The organism is Bradyrhizobium sp. USDA 4461 (assembly GCF_054055655.1).
Genome location: NZ_JBSRXM010000001.1, coordinates 3,187,445 through 3,207,389, shown reverse-complemented (window position 1 = coordinate 3,207,389; position 19,945 = coordinate 3,187,445). Strand labels below are relative to the sequence as shown.

General features: G+C 66.5%; 14 protein-coding genes. 6 read left to right on the top strand and 8 right to left on the bottom strand.

Translation table 11 applies throughout. The features are described from left to right. Nucleotides 1-12: 12 nt before the first annotated feature. The 3 genes from ACVINW_RS14925 to ACVINW_RS14915 form a co-directional block, all read right to left on the bottom strand. Nucleotides 13-1,221: an acetyl-CoA C-acetyltransferase gene (locus ACVINW_RS14925; protein WP_456752001.1), complete on the bottom strand. Its 1,209-nt coding sequence runs from the start codon at nucleotides 1,219-1,221 to the stop codon at nucleotides 13-15. Between the two features lie 137 nt (nucleotides 1,222-1,358). Beyond that, on the bottom strand, nucleotides 1,359-3,146 hold the full coding sequence (locus ACVINW_RS14920; RefSeq protein ID WP_456752000.1) for an acyl-CoA dehydrogenase C-terminal domain-containing protein: 1,788 nt from the start codon (nucleotides 3,144-3,146) through the stop codon (nucleotides 1,359-1,361). 218 nt (nucleotides 3,147-3,364) lie between these two features. Continuing rightward, a complete protein-coding gene (locus ACVINW_RS14915) occupies nucleotides 3,365-3,772 on the bottom strand; it encodes a nuclear transport factor 2 family protein (protein WP_456751999.1) in 408 nt (135 codons plus the stop codon). Between the two features lie 160 nt (nucleotides 3,773-3,932). On the opposite strand from ACVINW_RS14915, the gene ACVINW_RS14910 reads away from it, so the two are divergent. The 5 genes from ACVINW_RS14910 (at nucleotide 3,933) to ACVINW_RS14890 (ending at nucleotide 11,472) form a co-directional block, all read left to right on the top strand. Beyond that, nucleotides 3,933-4,523: a PadR family transcriptional regulator gene (locus ACVINW_RS14910; protein WP_456751998.1), complete on the top strand. Its 591-nt coding sequence runs from the start codon at nucleotides 3,933-3,935 to the stop codon at nucleotides 4,521-4,523. A gap of 277 nt (nucleotides 4,524-4,800) precedes the next feature. Next, complete coding sequence (locus ACVINW_RS14905) at nucleotides 4,801-8,331, top strand: hypothetical protein (RefSeq protein WP_456751997.1); 3,531 nt, start codon at nucleotides 4,801-4,803, stop codon at nucleotides 8,329-8,331. A gap of 313 nt (nucleotides 8,332-8,644) precedes the next feature. Further along, nucleotides 8,645-9,496, top strand: coding sequence for a hypothetical protein (locus tag ACVINW_RS14900; protein ID WP_456751996.1), 852 nt, complete (start codon nucleotides 8,645-8,647; stop codon nucleotides 9,494-9,496). A 267-nt stretch (nucleotides 9,497-9,763) separates the two neighbouring features. Continuing rightward, nucleotides 9,764-10,693 (top strand): sulfite exporter TauE/SafE family protein, encoded by a 930-nt coding sequence (locus ACVINW_RS14895; protein WP_456751995.1) that lies wholly within the window; start codon nucleotides 9,764-9,766, stop codon nucleotides 10,691-10,693. Further along, a complete protein-coding gene (locus ACVINW_RS14890) occupies nucleotides 10,690-11,472 on the top strand; it encodes a TIGR02186 family protein (RefSeq protein ID WP_456751994.1) in 783 nt (260 codons plus the stop codon). Before ACVINW_RS14895 ends, ACVINW_RS14890 begins: the two co-directional genes overlap by 4 nt. Nucleotides 11,473-11,561: 89 nt before the next feature. Here ACVINW_RS14890 and ACVINW_RS14885 read toward each other — a convergent pair whose 3' ends face one another. Further along, nucleotides 11,562-12,890, bottom strand: coding sequence for an NRAMP family divalent metal transporter (locus ACVINW_RS14885; RefSeq protein ID WP_456751993.1), 1,329 nt, complete (start codon nucleotides 12,888-12,890; stop codon nucleotides 11,562-11,564). 89 nt (nucleotides 12,891-12,979) lie between these two features. Further along, on the bottom strand, nucleotides 12,980-13,903 hold the full coding sequence (locus ACVINW_RS14880; protein WP_456751992.1) for a DMT family transporter: 924 nt from the start codon (nucleotides 13,901-13,903) through the stop codon (nucleotides 12,980-12,982). 98 nt (nucleotides 13,904-14,001) lie between these two features. Between ACVINW_RS14880 and ACVINW_RS14875 the strand changes: the two genes are divergently transcribed. After that, complete coding sequence (locus ACVINW_RS14875) at nucleotides 14,002-14,865, top strand: LysR family transcriptional regulator (RefSeq protein WP_456751991.1); 864 nt, start codon at nucleotides 14,002-14,004, stop codon at nucleotides 14,863-14,865. Between the two features lie 120 nt (nucleotides 14,866-14,985). Here the strand turns inward: ACVINW_RS14875 and pdeM are convergent, their stop codons facing one another. From pdeM to ACVINW_RS14860, 3 genes are all read right to left on the bottom strand, one after another. Continuing rightward, nucleotides 14,986-15,657, bottom strand: a complete 672-nt coding sequence (gene pdeM / locus ACVINW_RS14870) for a ligase-associated DNA damage response endonuclease PdeM (protein WP_456751990.1) — start codon at nucleotides 15,655-15,657, stop codon at nucleotides 14,986-14,988. A gap of 63 nt (nucleotides 15,658-15,720) precedes the next feature. Then, entirely contained in the window at nucleotides 15,721-18,489 is a 2,769-nt protein-coding gene (locus ACVINW_RS14865) for a ligase-associated DNA damage response DEXH box helicase (RefSeq protein WP_456751989.1), read from the bottom strand. 194 nt (nucleotides 18,490-18,683) lie between these two features. Next, complete coding sequence (locus tag ACVINW_RS14860) at nucleotides 18,684-19,910, bottom strand: ABC transporter substrate-binding protein (RefSeq protein ID WP_456751988.1); 1,227 nt, start codon at nucleotides 19,908-19,910, stop codon at nucleotides 18,684-18,686. Between the last annotated feature and the right edge of the window lie 35 nt (nucleotides 19,911-19,945).

Below are 19,945 nucleotides of genomic sequence, written 5' to 3'. Positions count from 1 at the left end.
GCTCCCCTCGCCTCAGACGCGCTCGATGATGGTGGCGGTGCCCATGCCGCCGCCGATGCACAGCGTCACCAGCGCGGTTTCCTTGTTGGTGCGCTCGAGCTCGTCGAGCACGGTGCCGAGGATCATCGCGCCGGTCGCCCCGAGCGGATGGCCGAGCGCAATCGCGCCGCCATTGACGTTGATCTTCGAATTCTCGATGTCGAACGCCTGGATGTAGCGCAGCACCACCGAGGCGAAGGCTTCGTTGAGCTCGAACAGGTCGATGTCCGACTTCTTCATGCCGGAGCGCGCGAACAGCTTTTCGGTGACGTCGACCGGGCCAGTCAGCATCATCGCCGGCTCCGAGCCGATATTGGCGAAGGCGCGGATCTTCGCCCGCGGCTTCAGGCCGTGCTTGGCGCCCGCCTCTTTGCTGCCGAGCAGCACCGCGCCGGCGCCATCGACGATGCCGGAGGAGTTGCCGGCGTGATGCACGTAATTGACCTTCTCGACCTCGGGATGCGACTGGATCGCCACCGCATCGAAACCGGCCATCGCCGCCATCGCCGCGAATGACGGCTGCAGCTGCGCCAGCGACTGCATCGTCGTGGTCGGGCGCATGTGCTCGTCCTTGGCGAGGATGGTCAGGCCGTTGACGTCCTTGACCGGCACCACCGATTTGTTGAAGCGGCCTTCATCCCAGGACTTCGCCGCGCGCTGCTGGCTCTGCACCGCATAGGCGTCGACATCATCGCGCGAAAAACCATATTTGGTCGCGATCAGGTCGGCCGAGATGCCCTGCGGCATGAAATAGGCCGGCACCGCCATCGAGGGATCCATCGGCCAGGCGCCGCCGGAGGCGCCGATGCCGACGCGGCTCATCGATTCCGCGCCGCCGCCGATCACGAGCTCATGCTGGCCGCTCATGATCTGGGCCGCGGCGAAGTTCACCGCGTCGAGGCCGGAGGCGCAGAAGCGGCTGATCTGCACGCCCGGCACCTTCTGGCCGAGGCCGGCGTTCAGCGCCGCGAAGCGGGCGATGTCGGAGCCGGCCTCGCCGACCGGATCGACCACGCCGAGCACGACGTCGTCGACGGAATCCTCGGGCAGATTGTTGCGCTCCTTGAGCGACTGCAGCGGCACGGTGGCGAGCGCCAGTGCGGTGACCTCGTGCAGCGCGCCATCGGCCTTGCCGCGGCCGCGCGGGGTACGAACGTGATCGTAGATGTATGCCTCAGGCATGACGCCCTCCTTGATATGAGGATCATAATATATACGGAAGGAAGCGCCGCCGCAGCAATGCGGCGGCAATTTTCAAGGCTTTCTTGTTTGGCGCGTTTTCTTCATGCGAACCGGTGTCCACTTCGCCAGAAAACGCTTCAGAACGCTTCCGCGGCCAGTTCCATCGTGGTGGCGCTGCCGCTCTGGATCCGGGCCAGATGCACGGCGGTTTCCGGCAGCAGCCTCTCCATGAAGAAGCGGCCGGTCACGAGCTTGGTGGTGAGGTAGGGCGTGGCGCCGGCGGCGGCCTTGTCCAGCGCCACCTTGGCCATCTTCGCCCACATGTAGCCGAGCGCGACGAGACCGAACAATTTCATGTAATCGGTCGCGGCAGCGCCGGCATTGTCGGGCTTGGTCAGCGCGTTCTGCATCAGCCAGCCGGTGGCCTGTTGCAAATGGCCGAGCGCGGTGGAAAGCGGGGCGATGAACGGCTTCATCGCCTCGTCGGCGCCATGCTCCTTGGCGAAGGCCGTGACCTCGCCGAAGAACGCCATCGTCGCGCGGCCGCCGTCGCGCGGCAGCTTGCGGCCGACCAGGTCGAGCGCCTGGATGCCGTTGGCGCCTTCATAGATCATTGCGATGCGGGCATCGCGCACGAACTGCTCCATGCCGTGCTCGGCGATATAGCCGTGGCCGCCGAACATCTGCTGCGCCGACACCGTGTTGGCGAACCCGGTATCGGTCAGCACGCCCTTCAGCACCGGCGTCATCAGGCCCATGTGATCGTCCGCCGCCTGACGATCCCCGGGATCGTTGGAGCGGTGCGCGACGTCGCTTTTCAGCGCGGTCCACACCACCATGGCGCGCGCCGCCTCGTTGAAGGCGCGGATGGTGAGCAGCGTACGGCGCACGTCGGGATGCACGATGATCGGATCGGCTGGCTTCTCGGGCTCCTTCGCTCCGGTCAGCGAGCGGCCCTGCAGGCGCTCACGCGCATAGGCGACCGCGTTCTGGTAGGCGACCTCGGACTGCGCCAGGCCCTGCACGGCGACGCCGAGGCGGGCCTCGTTCATCATCACGAACATGCCCTGCATGCCCTTGTTCTCTTCGCCGATCAGCCAGCCGGTGGCGTTGTCGTAGTTCATCACACAGGTCGAGTTGCCGTGGATGCCCATCTTGTGCTCGATCGAGCCGCAGCTGACGCCGTTGCGCGCACCCAGCGAGCCGTCGGCGTTGACCAGCACCTTCGGCACGACAAACAGCGAGACGCCCTTGATGCCGGCCGGGGCGCCTTCGATCCGCGCCAGCACCAGATGGATGATGTTCTCAGTGAGGTCGTGCTCGCCGGCGGAGATGAAGATCTTGGTGCCCGTGATCTTGAAGCTGCCGTCGGCCTGGCGCACCGCCTTGGTGCGGAGCAGGCCGAGATCGGTGCCGCAATGCGGCTCGGTCAGGTTCATGGTGCCGGTCCACTCGCCGGCGACCATCTTCGGCACATAGGTCTTCTTCTGTTCGGGGGAGCCGTGCACCAAGAGCGCCGCGGTCGCGCCCATGGTGAGCCCGCCATACATCGCGAACGCCATGTTGGCGGAGATCTGGAATTCGTTGACCGCCTGCGACAGCGTCACCGGCAGGCCCTGGCCGCCGAACTCCGCCGGCGCCGACAGGCCGAGCCAGCCGCCTTCGGCAACCTGTTTGAAAGCGTCCTTGAAGCCCTTCGGCGTCGTGACGCTGCCGTCGTCATTGCGCTTGCAGCCCTCGAGATCGCCGGCGCGATTGAGCGGCTGCAGCACCTCTTCGCTGAGCTTGGCGGCTTCGCCGAGGATCGCCTCGCGCACATCGGCCGACGCATCGGTAAAGCCGGGAAGATTGCCGTAGCGATCGATCTGGAAAACGTCGTTCAACAGGAAGCTGACGTCTTCGACGGGGGCTTTGTAGGTTGGCATGCTGATCTCCCGGCTGGCTCGTGGCCGCATCTGCGGCCGACGCTCTGCAGCTTGTTCTTCGGTTTGTTGCAGCGGACCTTATCCGGTTCGGCAGGTCCGCGGCAGGTGCTAACGCGACTAAAGCGCGATGCGATTGGGTTGAACCGTCATCGCGCGTTAGCTCCTTGTTTGAGCATGATCTTTTCGGAAAACCGCTGCGCACTTTTCCGGATCATGCTTTACGATTGCGACGTTGCGCCGCTCTGCTTCATCAACTCTTCGCCCATCATCCGATGCAGCAGGTTGATCGCCTTGAGCGGACGCGTCATCACCTTGAAATGCGTGATCCGGCCGTCACCGTCGAATGTGATGATGTCGACGCCGTTGAGCTTGATGCCGTCGATCTCGTTCTCGAATTCGAGCACCGCGCCGGTATCGTTGCGCCACTCGCCGAGATATCTGAAGGTCGGGCCGCCGAGCACCTTGGCGGCGCTGGTGAGATATTTGAAGGTGATGTCGCGGCCGCGTTGCGGCGTGTGCACGACCGGACTTTCGAACACCGCGTCGGGATGCAGCAGATCCCACAGCACTGACGTGTCGTGGGATTTCACATAGGCGTACCACTTGTCGAGGCCCGGCTTGCTCATTCGGACGTCTCCTGCGGCGGGGTTGGAAGCCTGAACATCGGTCGCGGGCGACAAGGCGGTGCGCCGATCGCCATATGCATATTGACGCATATGCACAGTAACGCATAAAGTCAAGCGAACTCGGGAATGGCCGATTCGGGAACTGAGATGGAGGTGGGCGTTGGCACTCGGTGACGCAATCCTCGCCTGCCTGACGGAACGTCCGATGACGGGCTATGAGCTCGCCAAGACGTTCGACGCCTCGATTGGCTTCTTCTGGAAGGCCGACCATCAGCAGATCTACCGGGAGCTCTCGCGGCTGCGCGACAAGGGCCATGTCCAGGGCCGCGAGGTGGTGCAATCCGGCAAGCCCAACAAGCTGGTCTACACGCTGACGGCCGAGGGCCGCGCGGCGCTGAAGCACTGGGCGGCGCGGCCGAGCGTTCCGCCCTCGATCAAGGACGATTTGCTGGTTCGGCTCTATGCGCTCGACTGCGTCGACATCGAGCCGCTGCGCACCGACCTGATGGCGCGGCTGGAACATCACCGCGACCGCTATGAGCGCTATGAGCGCCTGCTCAACAAGCGCTTCCCCGATGGCACCGCGCCGCCGGCCGATGTCGGCAAGATGCTCAGCCTGCGCCTTGGGATGCGCCATGAGCGCATGGTGGTGGAATGGTGCGAAGAGGCGCTCGACGCGCTGTCGGCGATGTCCGGCCGCAGCAACAATGTGCTGCCGCTCGACGACGGCAAGCGCGAAAGCAACGGCTAGAAACAATCGCAAGTTTGGCTTTTGCGCGCGCCGGCGCACCCCGCGGAATCCGCTTGCCCGGAAACGAAAGGCCTGTCCTGATCCGGCGCAACAGGTTCCGCAATTCCCTAACTTTAAGGCCCGTCGGCTGCATTCCTTAACCCGTTATTTACCGTGACGGGAAAAAGTCAGCAGCTGAAGCAGACGACCAGCGCAGAATTCGATTGTCTCTTAACGGGAATGCGCGGGGAGGCTGCGGGCGCAGAGTATGGCGCCGGAGTCGGGACCGGACGGAATCATGAATTCGCGCGTATCGTGGAGTGTTGACGGCATCGATCCCTCCGTCCGCGAAAGGGCCGAGGCGGCTGCGCGCCGTGCCGGCATGCCGCTCAACGACTGGCTCAATTCCACCGTCGGCGAACCGAGCCCGCCGGATTGGCGCACCGCCTCCGAGCAACGGCAACCGATGCCGAGCCGGGAAAGCCGCGAAGTCGCCGATATCCACCAGCGGCTCGACGCAATCACCCGCCAGATCGAACAGATCGCAAAGCCGCTGACGCGCGCCGAAACCGTGCGCGCCGAAGTGCCGCGGGGCCAGCCCGCCGTCGCACGACAGTTGAACGATGCGATTTCGCGCCTCGATGCGCGGCTGTCGCAAATCTCGCGGCCGCAGCCGCCGCGCGAACAGCAGCCCCAGCCGGTGCGTGAAGCGCAGATGCAGCGGGAGCCGCAGATGCCGGATCGCCAGCAGCAGGAATGGCAGCGCCAGACCGAGGCGGTGGAGCGCGCTGCCGCGCAGGTCTATCGCCCTTCGCCGCCGCTGAGCCCGGCGTCGTTCGATTCCGCGATCGCGGAAATCGCCGCACGCCAGAACGAGCTCGATGGCCCGGCCCCGCGGCAGATGCCGCCGCCCAGCGCGCCGCCGATGGCCGCCTACGCGCCGCCGCCTGCGTCGGCCGGCCCCGACTTCTCTTCGCTCGAGCGTTATTTGCTCAAGATCACGAGCCAGATTGAGGCGTTGCAGCGACCCGACCATATCGAGCAATCGATCGCGGCCTTCCGTGGCGAGCTTGCGGAAATCCGCCAGGCCATCACCGAGGCGATGCCGCGCCGGGCGATCGAATCGATCGAGAACGAAGTCCGCTCGCTGCATCACCGGATCGACGAGATCCGCCGGGAGGGCAGCAACGGCCAGGGCCAGGCGATCGCCGGCGTCGAACGCGCATTGTCGGAAATCCGCGAGGCGCTGCGCACGCTGACGCCCGCCGAGCAGCTCACCGGCTACGACGAGGCGATCCGCAATCTCGGTGCCAAGCTCGACATGATCCTGCGCGCCAACGACGATCCGTCGATGGTGCGTCAGCTCGAGAGCGCGATCGCGGCACTCCGCGCCATCGTCTCCAACGTCGCCTCCAACGACGCGCTGTTGCAGCTTTCCGGGGACGTGCATGCGCTGTCGGCGAAGGTCGACCAGCTGTCGCAGATGTCGCGCGCCGAAACTCACGGCGATGCTTTCGCCGCGATCGAGCAGCGCATTGCCGCGCTGGCCTCCTCGCTCGAAGGCCGCGAGCGGCCGGCCGGCGCCGACAATACCGACGCGATCGAAAGCGCGATGCGCACCCTGTCGGAGCGGATCGACCGCTTGCAGGTCGGCAACGACAGCTCATCGGCGTTCACCCATCTCGAGCAGCGCGTCTCGTATCTGCTCGAGCGTCTGGAGTCCGCCGACCAGCGCTCCGGCAATCTCGGCCGGGTCGAGGAAGGGCTGCATGACATCATGCGGCACCTCGAGGCGCAGCACGCCCACATCGCCTCGCTCGCCGACGCCGCCCGCGGCAACATCAACGCCTCCTCGCCGCAGCCGATGATGGACAGCGGCATCGTCGATCTGGTGAAGCGCGAACTGTCCGACATCCGCTTCAGCCAGTCGGAGACCGATCGCCGCACCCAGGATTCGCTGGAGACTGTGCACAGCACGCTCGGCCATGTCGTCGATCGGCTGGCGATGATCGAGAATGACCTGCGCACGGTGCGCACCGCGCCGCCGCCGGCTCCCCCCGCGCCTGCCTATGCAGAACCGCGGATCGAAGCGCCGCGCGCGGCGATGCCGCAGCCGACCGCGCAGCCCAGACCCGAATCCCACCAGCCTGAATCGTACCGGCCCGAACTGCCCAATCCTGCGCTGGCGCAGGAGCATTTCATGTCCGCGCCGCGCGAATTCCATGCCGCGCAGCCGGTCGAGACCGCCCCCCCGCCGCTGCCGCCGCGCGCGATCAGCGAGATCCTCGAACCGCATGCGGCGTCCGCACGCACCGCGATCGCGCCGGAACTGCCGCCGGATCATCCGCTCGAGCCAGGCACGCGCCCCTCGGGCCGCATGTCATCGCCGTCGGAGCGGATCGCGGATTCCGAGCGCGCGATCTCTGATCTCCCCGCCGGCAAGAAAGAGCCGGTCTCGACTTCGAGCTTCATCGCCGCCGCGCGCCGCGCCGCGCAGGCCGCCGCCGCGCAACCCGTCAACGAGAAGGCGGCGCGCGCAGCGAACAAGGCCGCCGCCAAGGCCAAGGATAAGGCCGACAAGGCTGCGAAGGCTGCTGCCGCCAAGGCCAGCGCCCCCGCGACCGGCGCTTCGGCGACTGGCGCGCCGGAAGCACAGCCTTCGAGCATCACCTCCAAGATCCGCTCGCTGCTGGTCGGCGCGAGCGTGGTGGTGATCCTGCTCTCGACCGTCAAGATGGCGATGAACCTGCTCGACACCAGTTCGGCGCCGCAGGTGCCGGCGATCGAGCACAGCGAGCCGGCCGCGCCCTCCGCGCAGCCGCCTGCCGAGAACTCGATCGCACCCGCCCCCGCACCGGCTATGCCGTCCGGCACGCCCGGACCGTCGATGACCTCGCCGACCCCGCTTGGCCGCCAGTCCAACAACACGGCGGCGCCGAACACGCTCGACAGCGCGCAGGTGACGATCCCTCAGGCGCTCGCACCTTCCGCGGCACCGGAGCCGGCCGCGGCGCCACCGGTCGCCGCCAGTAGCGACATCACCGGCTCGATTCCGACCGCGCCGCCGCTCGGCGGCAAGCTTGCCTTGGTCCAGATTCCGGCCGGCGAGAAGCTGCCCGACGCGATCGGCGGTCCGGCGCTGCGCAGCGCCGCGATCAAGGGCGATGCCGCCGCGGCTTATGAGGTCGGCGTCCGCTTTGCCGAGGGCAAGGGCGTGGCCGCGAATGTCGACGAGGCCGCCAAATGGTATGGCCGCGCGGCGCAGGCCGGCGTGGTGCCGGCGATGTTCCGGCTCGGCACCTTCTACGAGAAGGGCCTCAGCGTGAAGCGCGACTTCGACGTGGCGCGGCGCTACTACGTGCAGGCGGCCGAGCGCGGCAACGCCAAGGCGATGCATAACCTCGCCGTGCTCGACGCCGATGGCGGCGGCAAGGGCGCCGACTACAAGAGCGCCGCGCAATGGTTCCGCAAGGCGGCCGATCGCGGCGTCGCCGACAGCCAAGTCAATCTCGGCATCCTCTATGCGCGCGGCATCGGCGTCGAACAGAACCTCGCCGAGTCCTTCAAATGGTTCAGCCTCGCCGCCGCGCAGGGCGATGCCGACGCCGGCCACAAGCGCGACGATATCGCCAAGCGGCTCGACCCGCAGTCGCTGGCCGCCGCGAAGCTTGCGATCCAGACCTTCACCCCCGAGCCGCAGCCGAGCGATGCGGTCAACGTGCCGGCCCCGGCCGGCGGCTGGGACGGCGCCCCCGCGCAGCCCGCGGCGGCAAAGCCCGTCAGGCAACCGTCGAAGCGAACCGCGGCACTCGCCGCTCCCGCGCACTAAAGCGCGATGAGATTTAGCTGAATCGTCATCGCGCTCTAGCCCTTTGTTTGAGCATGATCTTTTCGGATAACCGCTTCGCACTTTTCCGGATCATGCCGAGTGTTTTCGAGCGAAGTGGATACCGGTTCGCGTGAAGAAAACGCGTCAATACAAGAGTCTTGAGCCCCGTTCCGATCTATCGAACGGGAAAGGCTCTAGGACGACAAGAGTCGCAATGCCTTGACGGCGCCGCTGCCTTGTCCGTCCGCCCTTCCGCCGTGTAGACAGGCGCGCAGTCGCGCGCCGATTGCGCACGCGTTCCGGAGGGTCAGGCTTGTCTGTCGACGATCGTCAGGAGGATGGAACGGGGCACCGTTCGTCGCCGACCGGTCCCCGCGTCGCGCCGCCGCGCCAGACCCCGTCCCCGTTTGCCGCGCGCCCGAAGGATCCGCCGTCCTCGCCGTCTCGGTCTCCGCAAGGGAGCACGGCAGCGCCGCGCGGCAACTTCCGGTTCTCGTTTCCGTCCATCATCATCTTCATGCTGCTGCTGTCGAGCGTCGCGATCCAGGCCTATCGCGACCTGTCGCGTCCGGGCGCCTGGGACTTCTGGCGCGAGACCTATATCGCAGCGAGCATGACGTCAGCTGTCATCCCCGACGCCGACATTGACGGGGCGGGCCGTGGCCGGCGGGCGCTGGCGATCAGCGGCAAGATCGGCTCGGCCAGCGCGAGCTGGCTCCGCGACCGGCTCAACGAGGCGCGGCTCGCGCCGGGTGACGCGGTGCTGCTGTCGTCGCCGGGCGGTGCGCTGAACCAGGCCGCAATCATGGGCGAGGTGATCCGCTCGCACGGGCTTGTCACTGCGGTGGCGACTGCCGATGCCACGGGCAGACTCCGGCCCGCCGCCTGCGCCAGCGCCTGCGTCCTGGTTTATGCCGGCGGTGTGACCCGCTATGGCATTGCAGGCTCGCGGCTCGGCGTGCATCGCTTCACGACCAGCGCACCGGTCAGCGATCCGCTCGCCGAGGCGCAGCGCATCCAGGGCATGGTGCTGGGCTACATGACCAAGATGGGCGTCGCCTCCGGGATCGTCGAGGCGATGTCGCAGACCTCGGATATCCGCTGGCTGAGCCCGAAGGAAGCGCTCGCGCTCAACTTGATCACCAAGCCGGTCGACCGGCCCTGAGCCAACGCCACGTCATTAATCTGAATTATCAACCACGTGCGCAGCCCAACGAGCAGGTGCGGCGAAAAATGCCGTCCGAGACGGAATCTTTAGTCCCTCCCTCCGCCGATATCGGTTATGCAGGACTGCGGCAATCGACCCGCGTTCGCCTGCGTCTTGCGCGCCGACCGGATTCGTTCAGCCGGAGAATGCCCGACCCGAACGACATCACGCCGTGATGCGGCCTTGCGCCCCCAGCATGCGGCGAACCGACAAGAAGCGACGCGCGTGCAGCTCTACCTCCCGATCGCCGACATCCCGGTCAATGTCTTCCTCATCCTGGCGATGGGCGCGGCGGTCGGATTCGTCTCCGGCATGTTCGGGATCGGCGGCGGCTTCCTGATGACGCCGCTTTTGATCTTCGTCGGCATCGCGCCCGCGGTCGCGGTGGCTTCCGTCGCCAGCCATATCGCGGCCTCCTCGTTCTCCGGCGCGATCTCCTATTGGCGCCGGCGGGCGATCGACCCGCTGCTGGCCGCCGTGCTGCTGGTCGGCGGCACGATCGGCACCGCACTCGGGGTCTGGACCTTCACCTTCCTGCGCTCGCTCGGCCAGCTCGACCTGATGATCGCGCTGTCCTACGTCATCCTGCTGACGACGGTCGGCGGGCTGATGTTCTGGGAAGGCCTGCGCGCGATGCTGCGTGCCCGCGGCGGCCGCCCGGTCGCGCTGCGCAAGCCCGGCAGCCACGGCTGGATCCACGGCCTGCCGCTGAAGCTGCGCTTCAAGCGCTCCAAGATCTATCTCTCGGTCATCCCGGTGGTCGTGGTCGGGCTCGTGATCGGCTTCATCGGCGCGGTCATGGGCATCGGCGGCGGCTTCATCCTGGTGCCGCTGATGATCTATGTGCTGCGGGTGCCGACCTCGACGGTGATCGGCACCTCGATGGTGCTGACCCTCGTCACCATGGTGTTCGCCACCCTGCTGCACGCGGTGACCAACCATCTGGTCGACGCCGTGCTGGCGCTGATCCTGATGATCGGCGGCGTCACCGGCGCGCAGTTCGGCGCCCGCGCCGGCCAGAAGATCCGCGGCGAGCACCTGCGCCTGCTGCTCGGCCTCCTGGTGCTCGCGGTCGGCATCCGCTTTGCCGTCGAGCTGGTGATCCGGCCGCAGGACCCCTACAGCATCCGCGAAACCGGCGGAGCCCCGCCATGAGGCTCTACGCGCCGCTTGCGACCATCGGCCTCATCGTCGCCACCCTGGCGGCGGCGCCCGCTCATGCCGAGCGGCTGATCGTGTCGGTCTCCAACCACCGCGTCACGGTGACGCCGAATTATTCCGGCGGCGAGCTCGTGCTGTTCGGCTCGGTGGAGAAGGACGACAAGACGCCGTCCAATCGCACGAACTACGATCTCGTGGTCACGGTGTCCGGCCCGCGCGCCGACATGGTGACGCGGCGCAAGGAGCGTAGATTCGGGATCTGGATCAACACCGACTCGCGCCAGTTCCTGCAAGTCCCCGGCTATCTCGCGCTGTTCTCCAATCGCCCGTTCGACCAGATCGCCTCGCCGGATGTGCAGCGGCGGCAGCAGCTCGGGCTCAACAACGTGCTGCTGATGCAGCGGGTCGGGCCCGACTTTGCCGACGTGGTGCCGAACGATCCGTTCCGCAGCGCCTTCGTCCGGCTGCGCTCCGAGCACGGCCTGTATCGCGAGGCGACCTCGGCGGTGACGTTCCTGACGCCGACCTTGTTCCGCACCGGCATTCCGCTGCCGGCCGAGGTGCCGATCGGCACCTACAATGTCGAGATCAAGCTGTTCTCCGACGGCGCGCTGGTGACCAAGACCGAGAGCGCGTTCGAGATCGTCAAGATCGGCTTCGAACAGTTCGTCGCCACCACCGCGCGGCAGAACGGTCTGTTTTACGGCCTCGTCACCGCGTTCATGGCGCTGATGACCGGCTGGATGGCCTCGATCGTGTTCAGGAAAGATTAGACGCGCAGGTTGGGTGGACCGGCATAGCGTGCTGCCGCAGAATTGATGGGTAATCGCTTCGCTCCACAACCTACAGACCAGAGGCAAGATTAGAGAAGGAATCCGATCCCCATTGCGATCACGCTGAGCCCCATCGCGCCGGTCGAGAGCCAGCCGAGCCAGTAGAGCCACGCGCCGATCACGAAGCGGCCCATCACCTCCTTGTGGCGGGCCATGAACATCAGCAGCACCATCACCGGCACCGCAAGCACGCCGTTGACGACCGCGCTCCAGTACAGTGCCGAGATCGGATCGATTGGCGTGAAATTGAGCGCGATGCCGATGCCGCCCGACAGCGCCAGCACCGAATAGAACGCGATCGCCTCCTTCGGCTTGCGCGCCAGTCCGACCGGCCATCGACGTCCCTCGCTGACCGCATAGGCCGTCGCGCCGGCAAGCACCGGGATCGCCAGCAGGCCGGTGCCGACGATGCCGAGCGCGAAGATCACTTCGGCAAACGGTCCGGCGATCGGGCGCAACGCCTCGGCGGCTTGCGCCGAGGTCTGGATGTCGGTCTTGCCGGTCGCATGCAGCGTGGCCGCGGCAGTGACGATGATCGACAGCGCGATCAGGTTGGAGAAGGCCATGCCGGTGATGGTGTCGGCGCGGATGCGCGAGAATTCGCGCTGTGCGCCGTAGTGCCGCCTGATCAGCGGATGCTTGTTGGGATCGACCCGCTGCTCTTCGGCCTCCTGCGAGGCCTGCCAGAAAAACAGATAGGGCGAAATCGTGGTGCCGAGGATCGCGACGATGGTCGTGAAATAGTCCGCGCTCCAGGTGACGCGCGGCAGCAGTACACCGGCCAGCACCTCTGTCCACGACACCTTGGCAAAGGCGAGCGCCGCAACATAGGCGAACAGGCTGAGCGTCAGCCATTTCAGCACCGCGACGTAGCGTCGGTAATTCATGAAGATCTGTGCTGCCACCGAGGTCACGCCGAACAGCACGACATAGACGATAGCCGGACCGCCGATCAGCAGCCTGGTCGCGTCCGCCATCGCCGACAGATCGGCGGCGATGTTGATGGTGTTGGCGATGAACAGCAGCAACACCACCAGAGCAAGGAGCCAGCCGGGATAGTGCCTGCAGACGTTGCCGGCGATGCCATGGCCGGTGACGCGGCCGACCCGCGCGGAAATCTCCTGGATCGCGGTCATCAGCGGGAAGGTCAGCAGCATGGTCCAGCCGATGCCGTAGCCGAGTTGCGCGCCGGCCTGGCTGTAGGTGCCGATCCCCGAGGGATCGTCGTCGGAGGCCCCCGTGATCAGGCCGGGGCCGAGCGTCTTCAGGATGTTGCGGACGCTGAACGGCTGGCGCTGCGCCGCCTTGTCGGCGGATTTGCCATTCTGCCTTCGCGAGGTCTTTCTGTGCTGCGTCATGCCCGGTTCCGGCCGTCGCGACAACGAGCCGGATACCGCCAAGGTTCCTATGATGAAACCGGGGACCTGTTGGCCGTCGCACGCGCGGGTCAGGCGAACTTGGGCGCTGCGGCGGCCGCGGGGCGGGTCACCAGATAGATGCCGAGCGCGACCGGAACGATCCCGAGCAGGTCGCGCAATTCGACATGCTCGCCGAGCACGAGATAGGCGAACAGCATGCCGAGCGGCGGCATCAGGAAGTGATAGGCGCTGGCGGCGGTCGCGCCACACACTTTCAGAAGATGAAACCAGAGCAGATAAGCGAGGATCGAGCCGCCGAGCACGAGGAAGGCGAAGGCGCCGGCAAGGCGCATGCTCGGTACGATGTCGCTGACGCTGGACAACGTGAAGGCGAACGGCATCACCGCGAGGCCGCCGGCGATGTTCTGGATGCCATTGCCGATCCACAGGCTGCCCTTCGGCGCCAGCAGCTTGAACAGGATGGTACCGGCGACGATCGAGGCGAGCGAAGCCAGCGTGAACAGGATGCCGTGCGGGCTGTCGCTGCCGACCTTGATCCGATGCCAGACGATGAAGGCAACGCCAACGATGCCGAGCACGAGACCAACCACCTTGCGCAAGGTCATGCTCTCGCCGAGCAACAGCGCCGCCAGCATCGCGGTGAACACCGGGTTAGCCGAGACGATCAGCGCGCCGAGCCCGGCGGAGACGGTCTTGAGGCCGGTGTAGCCGAGGCCGAGATAGAGTGCGTTGTTGGCGACGCCGATCACGGCGAACACCGCCGCGTCGCGCCAGCTGAGATCCCATTTGTCGCTGCGCAGCCAGGAGATCGCGAGGATCAGGACGCCGGCGAGCGAGAACCGCGCCGCCAGCAGGATCAGCGGCGGACAATCGGTGACGCCGATCTTGCCGGCGACGAACGCGTAGCTCCAGAGCAGGCAGAACAGCGCGATCAAGAGCGGCAGGGTGTTAAAGCGGGCGCGTGGGGCGGCAATCGAGGATGCGGCGGACATGGAATTTCTCCTTCGCCCATGATCTAGGCCGCCGCCTTGATATTTGGAAATTAAATGATAGACTGGCATCCAGTGGATTTATGAATGGAGAGGCTGCGATGCTCGACCTGGAGCTGTTGCGCAGTTTCGTCTCGGTGGTCGATGCCGGCGGCTTCACCCGCGCCGGCGAGCGCGTCCACCGCACGCAATCGACGGTCAGCCAGCAGATCAAGCGCCTGGAGGAGGATGTCGGCCAGCCGCTGTTGATCCGCAGCGGCAAGGATGTCACCCCGACGGAGGCCGGCGATCAGCTGCTGACCTATGCGCGGCGGCTGCTGGCGCTCGCCGAGGAGGCGCGGGATGTGGTGTCGCGCCCCGGCAGCGAAGGCGCGATCCGGATCGGCATCACCGAGGATTTTGCCGCATACCGGTTGACCAGGTTGCTCGCGACCTTCTCGCGCAGCCATCCGAATTTGCGCCTCGACGTGCGCTCCGGCCAGAGCCTGTATTTGTACCGCGATCTCGAGCGCGGCGACCTCGACCTCGCGCTGATCAAGCGTGCGGCCAGCGAGAGAGGCGGCATCGCGGTGTGGCCGGAACGCGTGCATTGGGTGACGAGCAAGAGCCACCCGCGCGACACGACGATCGGCTCGGTGCCGCTGATCGGCTTCGGCTCGGGCTGCCTCTATCGCGCCCACGCCATCCATGCATTGGAGAGCGCAGGCCGCAACTGGCACATGGCCTACACCTCCTCCAGCCTCGCCGGCATCCAGGCCGCGGTCGCCGCGGGCCTCGGGCTCAGCATTCTGTCGGAGATGTCGATCCAGGCCGAGCACCGCGTCTTGACGGCGAAGGACGGCTTTGCCCCGATCGAGCGGACCGAAGTCGCCCTCGTCGCTGCCCCCGAAGCCCGCCCCGCGACCTTGCGGCTGGCGGATCGGCTCGCGGAATATTGCGAGACGGTGCAGGCGAAGGCGGCGTAGGATTTACTCACCGTCATTCCGGGGCTCGCGAAGCGAGAGCCCGGAATCCATCATGCCGCATCACCCGGATAAATGGATTCCGGGCTCGTGCTTCGCGCGCCCCCGAATGACGAAGTGAGCTCAATAACACCGCGACGCCACGAACGCATGCACGCGGTTGTCGCCGAGCACATGGGCCATGAAGCCCGACGATCCGAAGATCCGCGCGAATGCCGCGTCGCGGACACTGAGGCCGCCGGTGTAGGCGCCAAACGCCGGCATCACCGCGCGCTCGCCGTCACTGGCAAAACAGCGCCGCTCGATCGAGCGACCGCGGGTCGGCACCCGCGCCTTGGGGTGCAGGTGACCGGCAATCTCGCCGGACGCGCCGGTCGGCTCATGACGGAACACAATCGGGCCAATCGCAACTTCGGTCGCAACCATGCCGCCGAGACTGGACGGCAGCGCCGGATCGTGATTGCCCGCGATCCAGATCCAGTTTCGCCGCATCTGGAGTGCCGCGAGCGCTTCGCGATCCGGCTCCGACAGGCGCGCATGCGCATCGCGATCATGAAAGCTGTCGCCGAGCGCAATCACCTGGCGCGGGTCGTGCCGCGCGATCACGGCGGCGAGCCGGCTCAGTGTCGCCACCGTGTCGTAAGGCGGCAGCAGCACGCCGCGGGCCGCGAAGCTCGAGCCTTTTTCCAGATGCAGGTCGGACACCACGAGCAGGCGCTGCTCTTCCCAGAACAGCGCGCCGGAGCAATCCGCCACGAAGCCGACATCCGCCACCGTGACCCTCGCAACGCGCATGTCGTCACCGTCTCGCAAAGCCAGCGCGCTTGCCATCACGTCCCGCTCCCCAGAATGCCAGCGTCAGGATGTCGCCTCCCGCACGAGTTCCTCGGCCGCCTCGGCCAGAAGCTCGTCGGATGCTTCGCCATAAACTGACTCGCGGCCGATTTCCAGCAGCGCGGGGACGGCAAGCGGAGAAACGTGGTCGAGATCCTTGTGGGTGATTCGGCCATGGATGCGCGACAGCATGTCGCCGAGGCGGCGGAGATCGAGCAATCCCGTGGCGGCATCGCCGCGCGCGGCGCGCAGCAGCACGTGGTCCGCCTGGTGCTTGCGCAGCACGTCGTAGATCAAATCGGTCGAGAACAGCACCTGGCGGCGCGACTTCTCCTCGTCGGTGAAGCGGCGTGCGATCAGGCCCGAGATGATCGCGCAGTTGCGGAAGGTGCGCTTCATCAGCGCGGATTCCGCAAGCCATGCCTCGAGATCGTCGCCGAGCATGTCGGGATCGAACAGCGCGTTGAGATCGAGCTTGCCGTGCCGGATCATGAAGGAGAGATCGCCGACGCCCCAGACCGCGAGCGCGTATTCATTGGCGACGAAGCCGAGCGGACGGGCGCGGGCGCGCTCCAGCCGGCGCGTCAAGAGCATGCCGAGCGTCTGGTGCGCCAGCCGTCCCTCGAAGGGATAACAGACCAGATAGTGGCTGCCGCCACGCGGAAAGGTTTCGACCAGCAGCTCATGCACCGCAGGCACCCGCGAGAATTTTCGTTGCAATGACAGCCAGTCGTGCACCTGATCCGGCAGCGCCTTCCAGGCCCGGCTGTTGTCGAGCAGCTTGCGGACGCGTTCGGCGAGGTAGGTCGACAGCGGGAACTTGCCGCCCATGTAGGACGGCACCTTTGCATCCTTATCATTGGCGCGGGAGACATAGACCTGGTCCTCGACCAGGGCCTCGTAGCGCACCACCTCGCCGCCGAACACGAAGGTGTCGCCGGGCACCAGGCCCTCGATGAAGGCCTCCTCGATCTCGCCGAGCATCCGGCCGCCGCGGGCGATCGCCCCGGTCGATCCGGAACCGCCGGCGCGCGAGCGCACCAGCCGCACCTTCAGCATGGTGTCCTCGACGATGGTGCCGACGTTGAGGCGGTAGCTCTGCCGCACCTTCGGATTGGTGACGCGCCAGCGGCCCTGCTTGTCCTGCTTGATCCGCGCAAAACGCTCATAGGTCTTCAGCGCGTAGCCGCCGGTCGCGACGAAGTCGACCACATCGTCGAAATCAGTGCGCGACAGCGCTGCGTAAGGCGCCGCGGTCCTCACCTCATCATAGAGTTCGTCCGACAGGAACGGCTTGCCGCAGGCGCAACCGAGCACGTGCTGGGCCAGCACGTCGAGCGCGCCGGTGCGCAGCGGCGGCGTGTCCTGCGCATTCTCGGCGATGGCATCGATCGCGACGGCGCATTCCAGCACCTCGAAGCGGTTGGCCGGCACCAGCACGGCGCGCGAGGCCTCGTCGAAGCGGTGGTTGGCGCGGCCGATCCGCTGCATCAGCCGCGACGATCCCTTGGGCGCGCCGATATTGATGACGAGGTCGACATCGCCCCAATCGACGCCGAGGTCGAGCGAGGAGGTGCAGACCACGCCGCGCAGTTTTCCCGCGGCCATCGCATCCTCGACCCTGCGGCGCTGCGCGACGTCGAGCGAGCCGTGATGCAGCGCGATCGCGAGCCCGTCGTCGTTCATGCGCCAGAGATCCTGGAACAGCATCTCGGCCTGGCTACGGGTGTTGACGAACACCAGTGTGGTCTTGTTGCGCTTGATCAGCTCATAGACCTCGGGCAGCGCGTGGCGCGCGCCGTGGCCGGACCACGGCAGCCGCTCCCGCGTGTCGAGCATCTCGACCACCGGCGGCGCGGCGCCGCCGGCGGTGACGACGTCGGCGGATGCGTTCTCGCCGCCCGGCTGCGGCACCAGGAAGCGCGCGAGCTGCTCGGGTTCGGCCACCGTCGCCGAGAGGCCGATGGCACGGGCCTGCGGCGCGATGGTCCAGAGCCGCGCGAGACCGAGCGAGAGCAGATCACCGCGCTTGGAGGTGACGAGCGCATGCAGCTCGTCGAGCACGATGCGCTTCAGCGACGAGAACAGGAACGGCGCGTCGTCGGAGGCGAGCAGCAGCGCCAGTTGCTCCGGCGTGGTGAGCAGGATATCCGGCGGATAGCGCCGTTGCCGCTGCCGCCGCGACACCGGCGTGTCGCCGGTGCGAGTCTCGATTTTGATCGGCAAGCTCATCTCCGCAACCGGCATCTCGAGGTTGCGCGCGATGTCGACCGCGAGCGCCTTCAACGGCGAGATGTAAAGCGTGTGCAGCCCGCTGGAGCGGCGGAGACCGCGGCCGGTGGAGATGAGCGTCTTTCTTGGCTCCGCAGCGCTCGCTGGCGGGGCTCCCTCCCCCCTTGCGAGGGAGGGTTGGGGAGAGGGGTAGGCCGTATCGTTCGGAGCAAGCGGCGTACCCCTCTCCCGCCGCCCTATGACGCGCGATTGCGCGTCGACGGGCGTCGACCTCCCCGGCAAGGGGGGAGGTGGCGATCGAGTATCCGGCAAAAACTTTCCGTCTCTCTCTCCGCCTTCCCCGCTCAACTCCACCAGCGTCGGCAGGAACCCCGCCAGCGTCTTGCCTGCGCCCGTGGGCGCGATCAGCAGCGCGGAACGCTGCTCACGCGCTTTCGCCAGCAGCGCGAGCTGGTGCTCGCGCGGCGACCAGCCGCGTGAGGCGAACCAGTCGCGAAACCGGCGCGGCAAGAGGTCGGCCGTTTCCGACGGCAGGACGGAAAAGAGATCAAGCGTCGACACGCCCAACAGGTAGGCGGTTCAAGCGGTTTCGTCGAGGGTCGGCCGAGATGGCGGCAGGTGGCAGGAGCATCTCCCTACTCCTCGCCGCCGTCATTGCGAGGAGCGAAGCGACGAAGCAATCCATCTCTCCCCGGGGGGACCGATGGATTGCTTCGCTCCGCTCGCAATGACGGGGATAGAGCGTGTACCTACCCCTACTCCGTCATCGGCTCGCCGGAGAGGTCCCAATCCTTGCCGTTGAAGATCGAGACGTACAACGTCTTCATCGGCGTGTAGTCGTCGGGCGTATAGCTGTAATTGATGCCGTCGAGGAAATAGGGCGAGTGGAAACCGGCCAGCGTGGTGGCGTGCTTCAGCACGTTGGCGCGCGTCAGATCGTCGCCGCAGCGGCGCAGGATTTCGCCCATCGTCGCCGCCTGGCCGTAGCCGGCGAAGGCGATGGTGTTGTCGGGGTCGATGTTCGGCAAGTACTTCTTGCGCAGCTCCTCGAACGCGACCACGTCCGGGTCCTTCTCGTAGCGCGGCACGCCGACTTCCTTGTTGTAGCGGATCGCGACGATGTCCTTGGCGTTCTCGAGCCCCGCAGCGCTCAGGATCGAGCGGCCGGTCGAGCCCGCCGACAACAGCTGCAGCGGCTTCCAGCCGAGCTCCGCCACCTTGCGGATCGACTGCGACGTCGCCTTGCCGGTCGTGATGTTGTAGAACACGTCGGCGCCCGACTTCGACAGATTGATGAGCTGGGAATCGACCGTCGGATCGGTGAGATCGTAGGTCTGCTCCATGATCACCTGTGCCTTGCCGCCGGCATCGGCCAGCACCTTCTTGAACGGCCCCAGGAAGTCGCGGCCGAAATCATCGTTCTGGTAGAGGATGCCGATCCTGGCGTCCGGCTTCACGCTGACGACGTGCTTGGCGAGGATGCGCGCTTCAGTCGGATAGAGCGGCAGCCCCGCCATGGTCCATTTGAAGTTCTTCGGATCGTTCCATTTCGAGGCGCCGGTGTTCAGCAGCAGTTGCGGCACGCCCTTCGAGTTGAGGTACTTGTGGACGGCGGTCTGCGGCGCGGTGCCGAGCGAGCCGTAGAGCGCCAGCACCTCCTCCTGCTCGACCAGCCGACGCGTCGCCTCGACGCATTTCGGCGCGCTGTAGGCGTCGTCCATGGTGAGGAATTTCACCTTGCGGCCGTTGATGCCGCCCTTGTCGTTCAGCATCTGAAAATAAGCTTCGCCGACGCGGCCGAGCACGCCATAAAGCGAGCCCGGGCCGGAATGCGGCACGGTCTGGCCGAGCTTGATCTCGGTGTCGCTCGCGCCGGGATCATACTTCTTGTCGGCGGCCCGGACGAACGGCGCCGGCAGCACGGACGCTGCGATGACAGACAATGCGGTGGCGCCGAATTCGCGCCGCGTATGCTTTTTCATTGTTTCTCTCCCTGAGGCGAAAAGCTCTCGCATTC

Coding starts and splice junctions, on each gene's coding strand:
- ACVINW_RS14880 (WP_456751992.1), bottom strand. CDS start 13,903: ATGTCCGCCGCATCCTCGATTGCCGCCCCACGCGCCCGCTTTAACACC.
- ACVINW_RS14925 (WP_456752001.1), bottom strand. CDS start 1,221: ATGCCTGAGGCATACATCTACGATCACGTTCGTACCCCGCGCGGCCGC.
- ACVINW_RS14905 (WP_456751997.1), top strand. CDS start 4,801: ATGAATTCGCGCGTATCGTGGAGTGTTGACGGCATCGATCCCTCCGTC.
- ACVINW_RS14875 (WP_456751991.1), top strand. CDS start 14,002: ATGCTCGACCTGGAGCTGTTGCGCAGTTTCGTCTCGGTGGTCGATGCC.
- ACVINW_RS14860 (WP_456751988.1), bottom strand. CDS start 19,910: ATGAAAAAGCATACGCGGCGCGAATTCGGCGCCACCGCATTGTCTGTC.
- ACVINW_RS14915 (WP_456751999.1), bottom strand. CDS start 3,772: ATGAGCAAGCCGGGCCTCGACAAGTGGTACGCCTATGTGAAATCCCAC.
- ACVINW_RS14890 (WP_456751994.1), top strand. CDS start 10,690: ATGAGGCTCTACGCGCCGCTTGCGACCATCGGCCTCATCGTCGCCACC.
- ACVINW_RS14920 (WP_456752000.1), bottom strand. CDS start 3,146: ATGCCAACCTACAAAGCCCCCGTCGAAGACGTCAGCTTCCTGTTGAAC.
- ACVINW_RS14885 (WP_456751993.1), bottom strand. CDS start 12,890: ATGACGCAGCACAGAAAGACCTCGCGAAGGCAGAATGGCAAATCCGCC.
- pdeM (WP_456751990.1), bottom strand. CDS start 15,657: ATGCGCGTTGCGAGGGTCACGGTGGCGGATGTCGGCTTCGTGGCGGAT.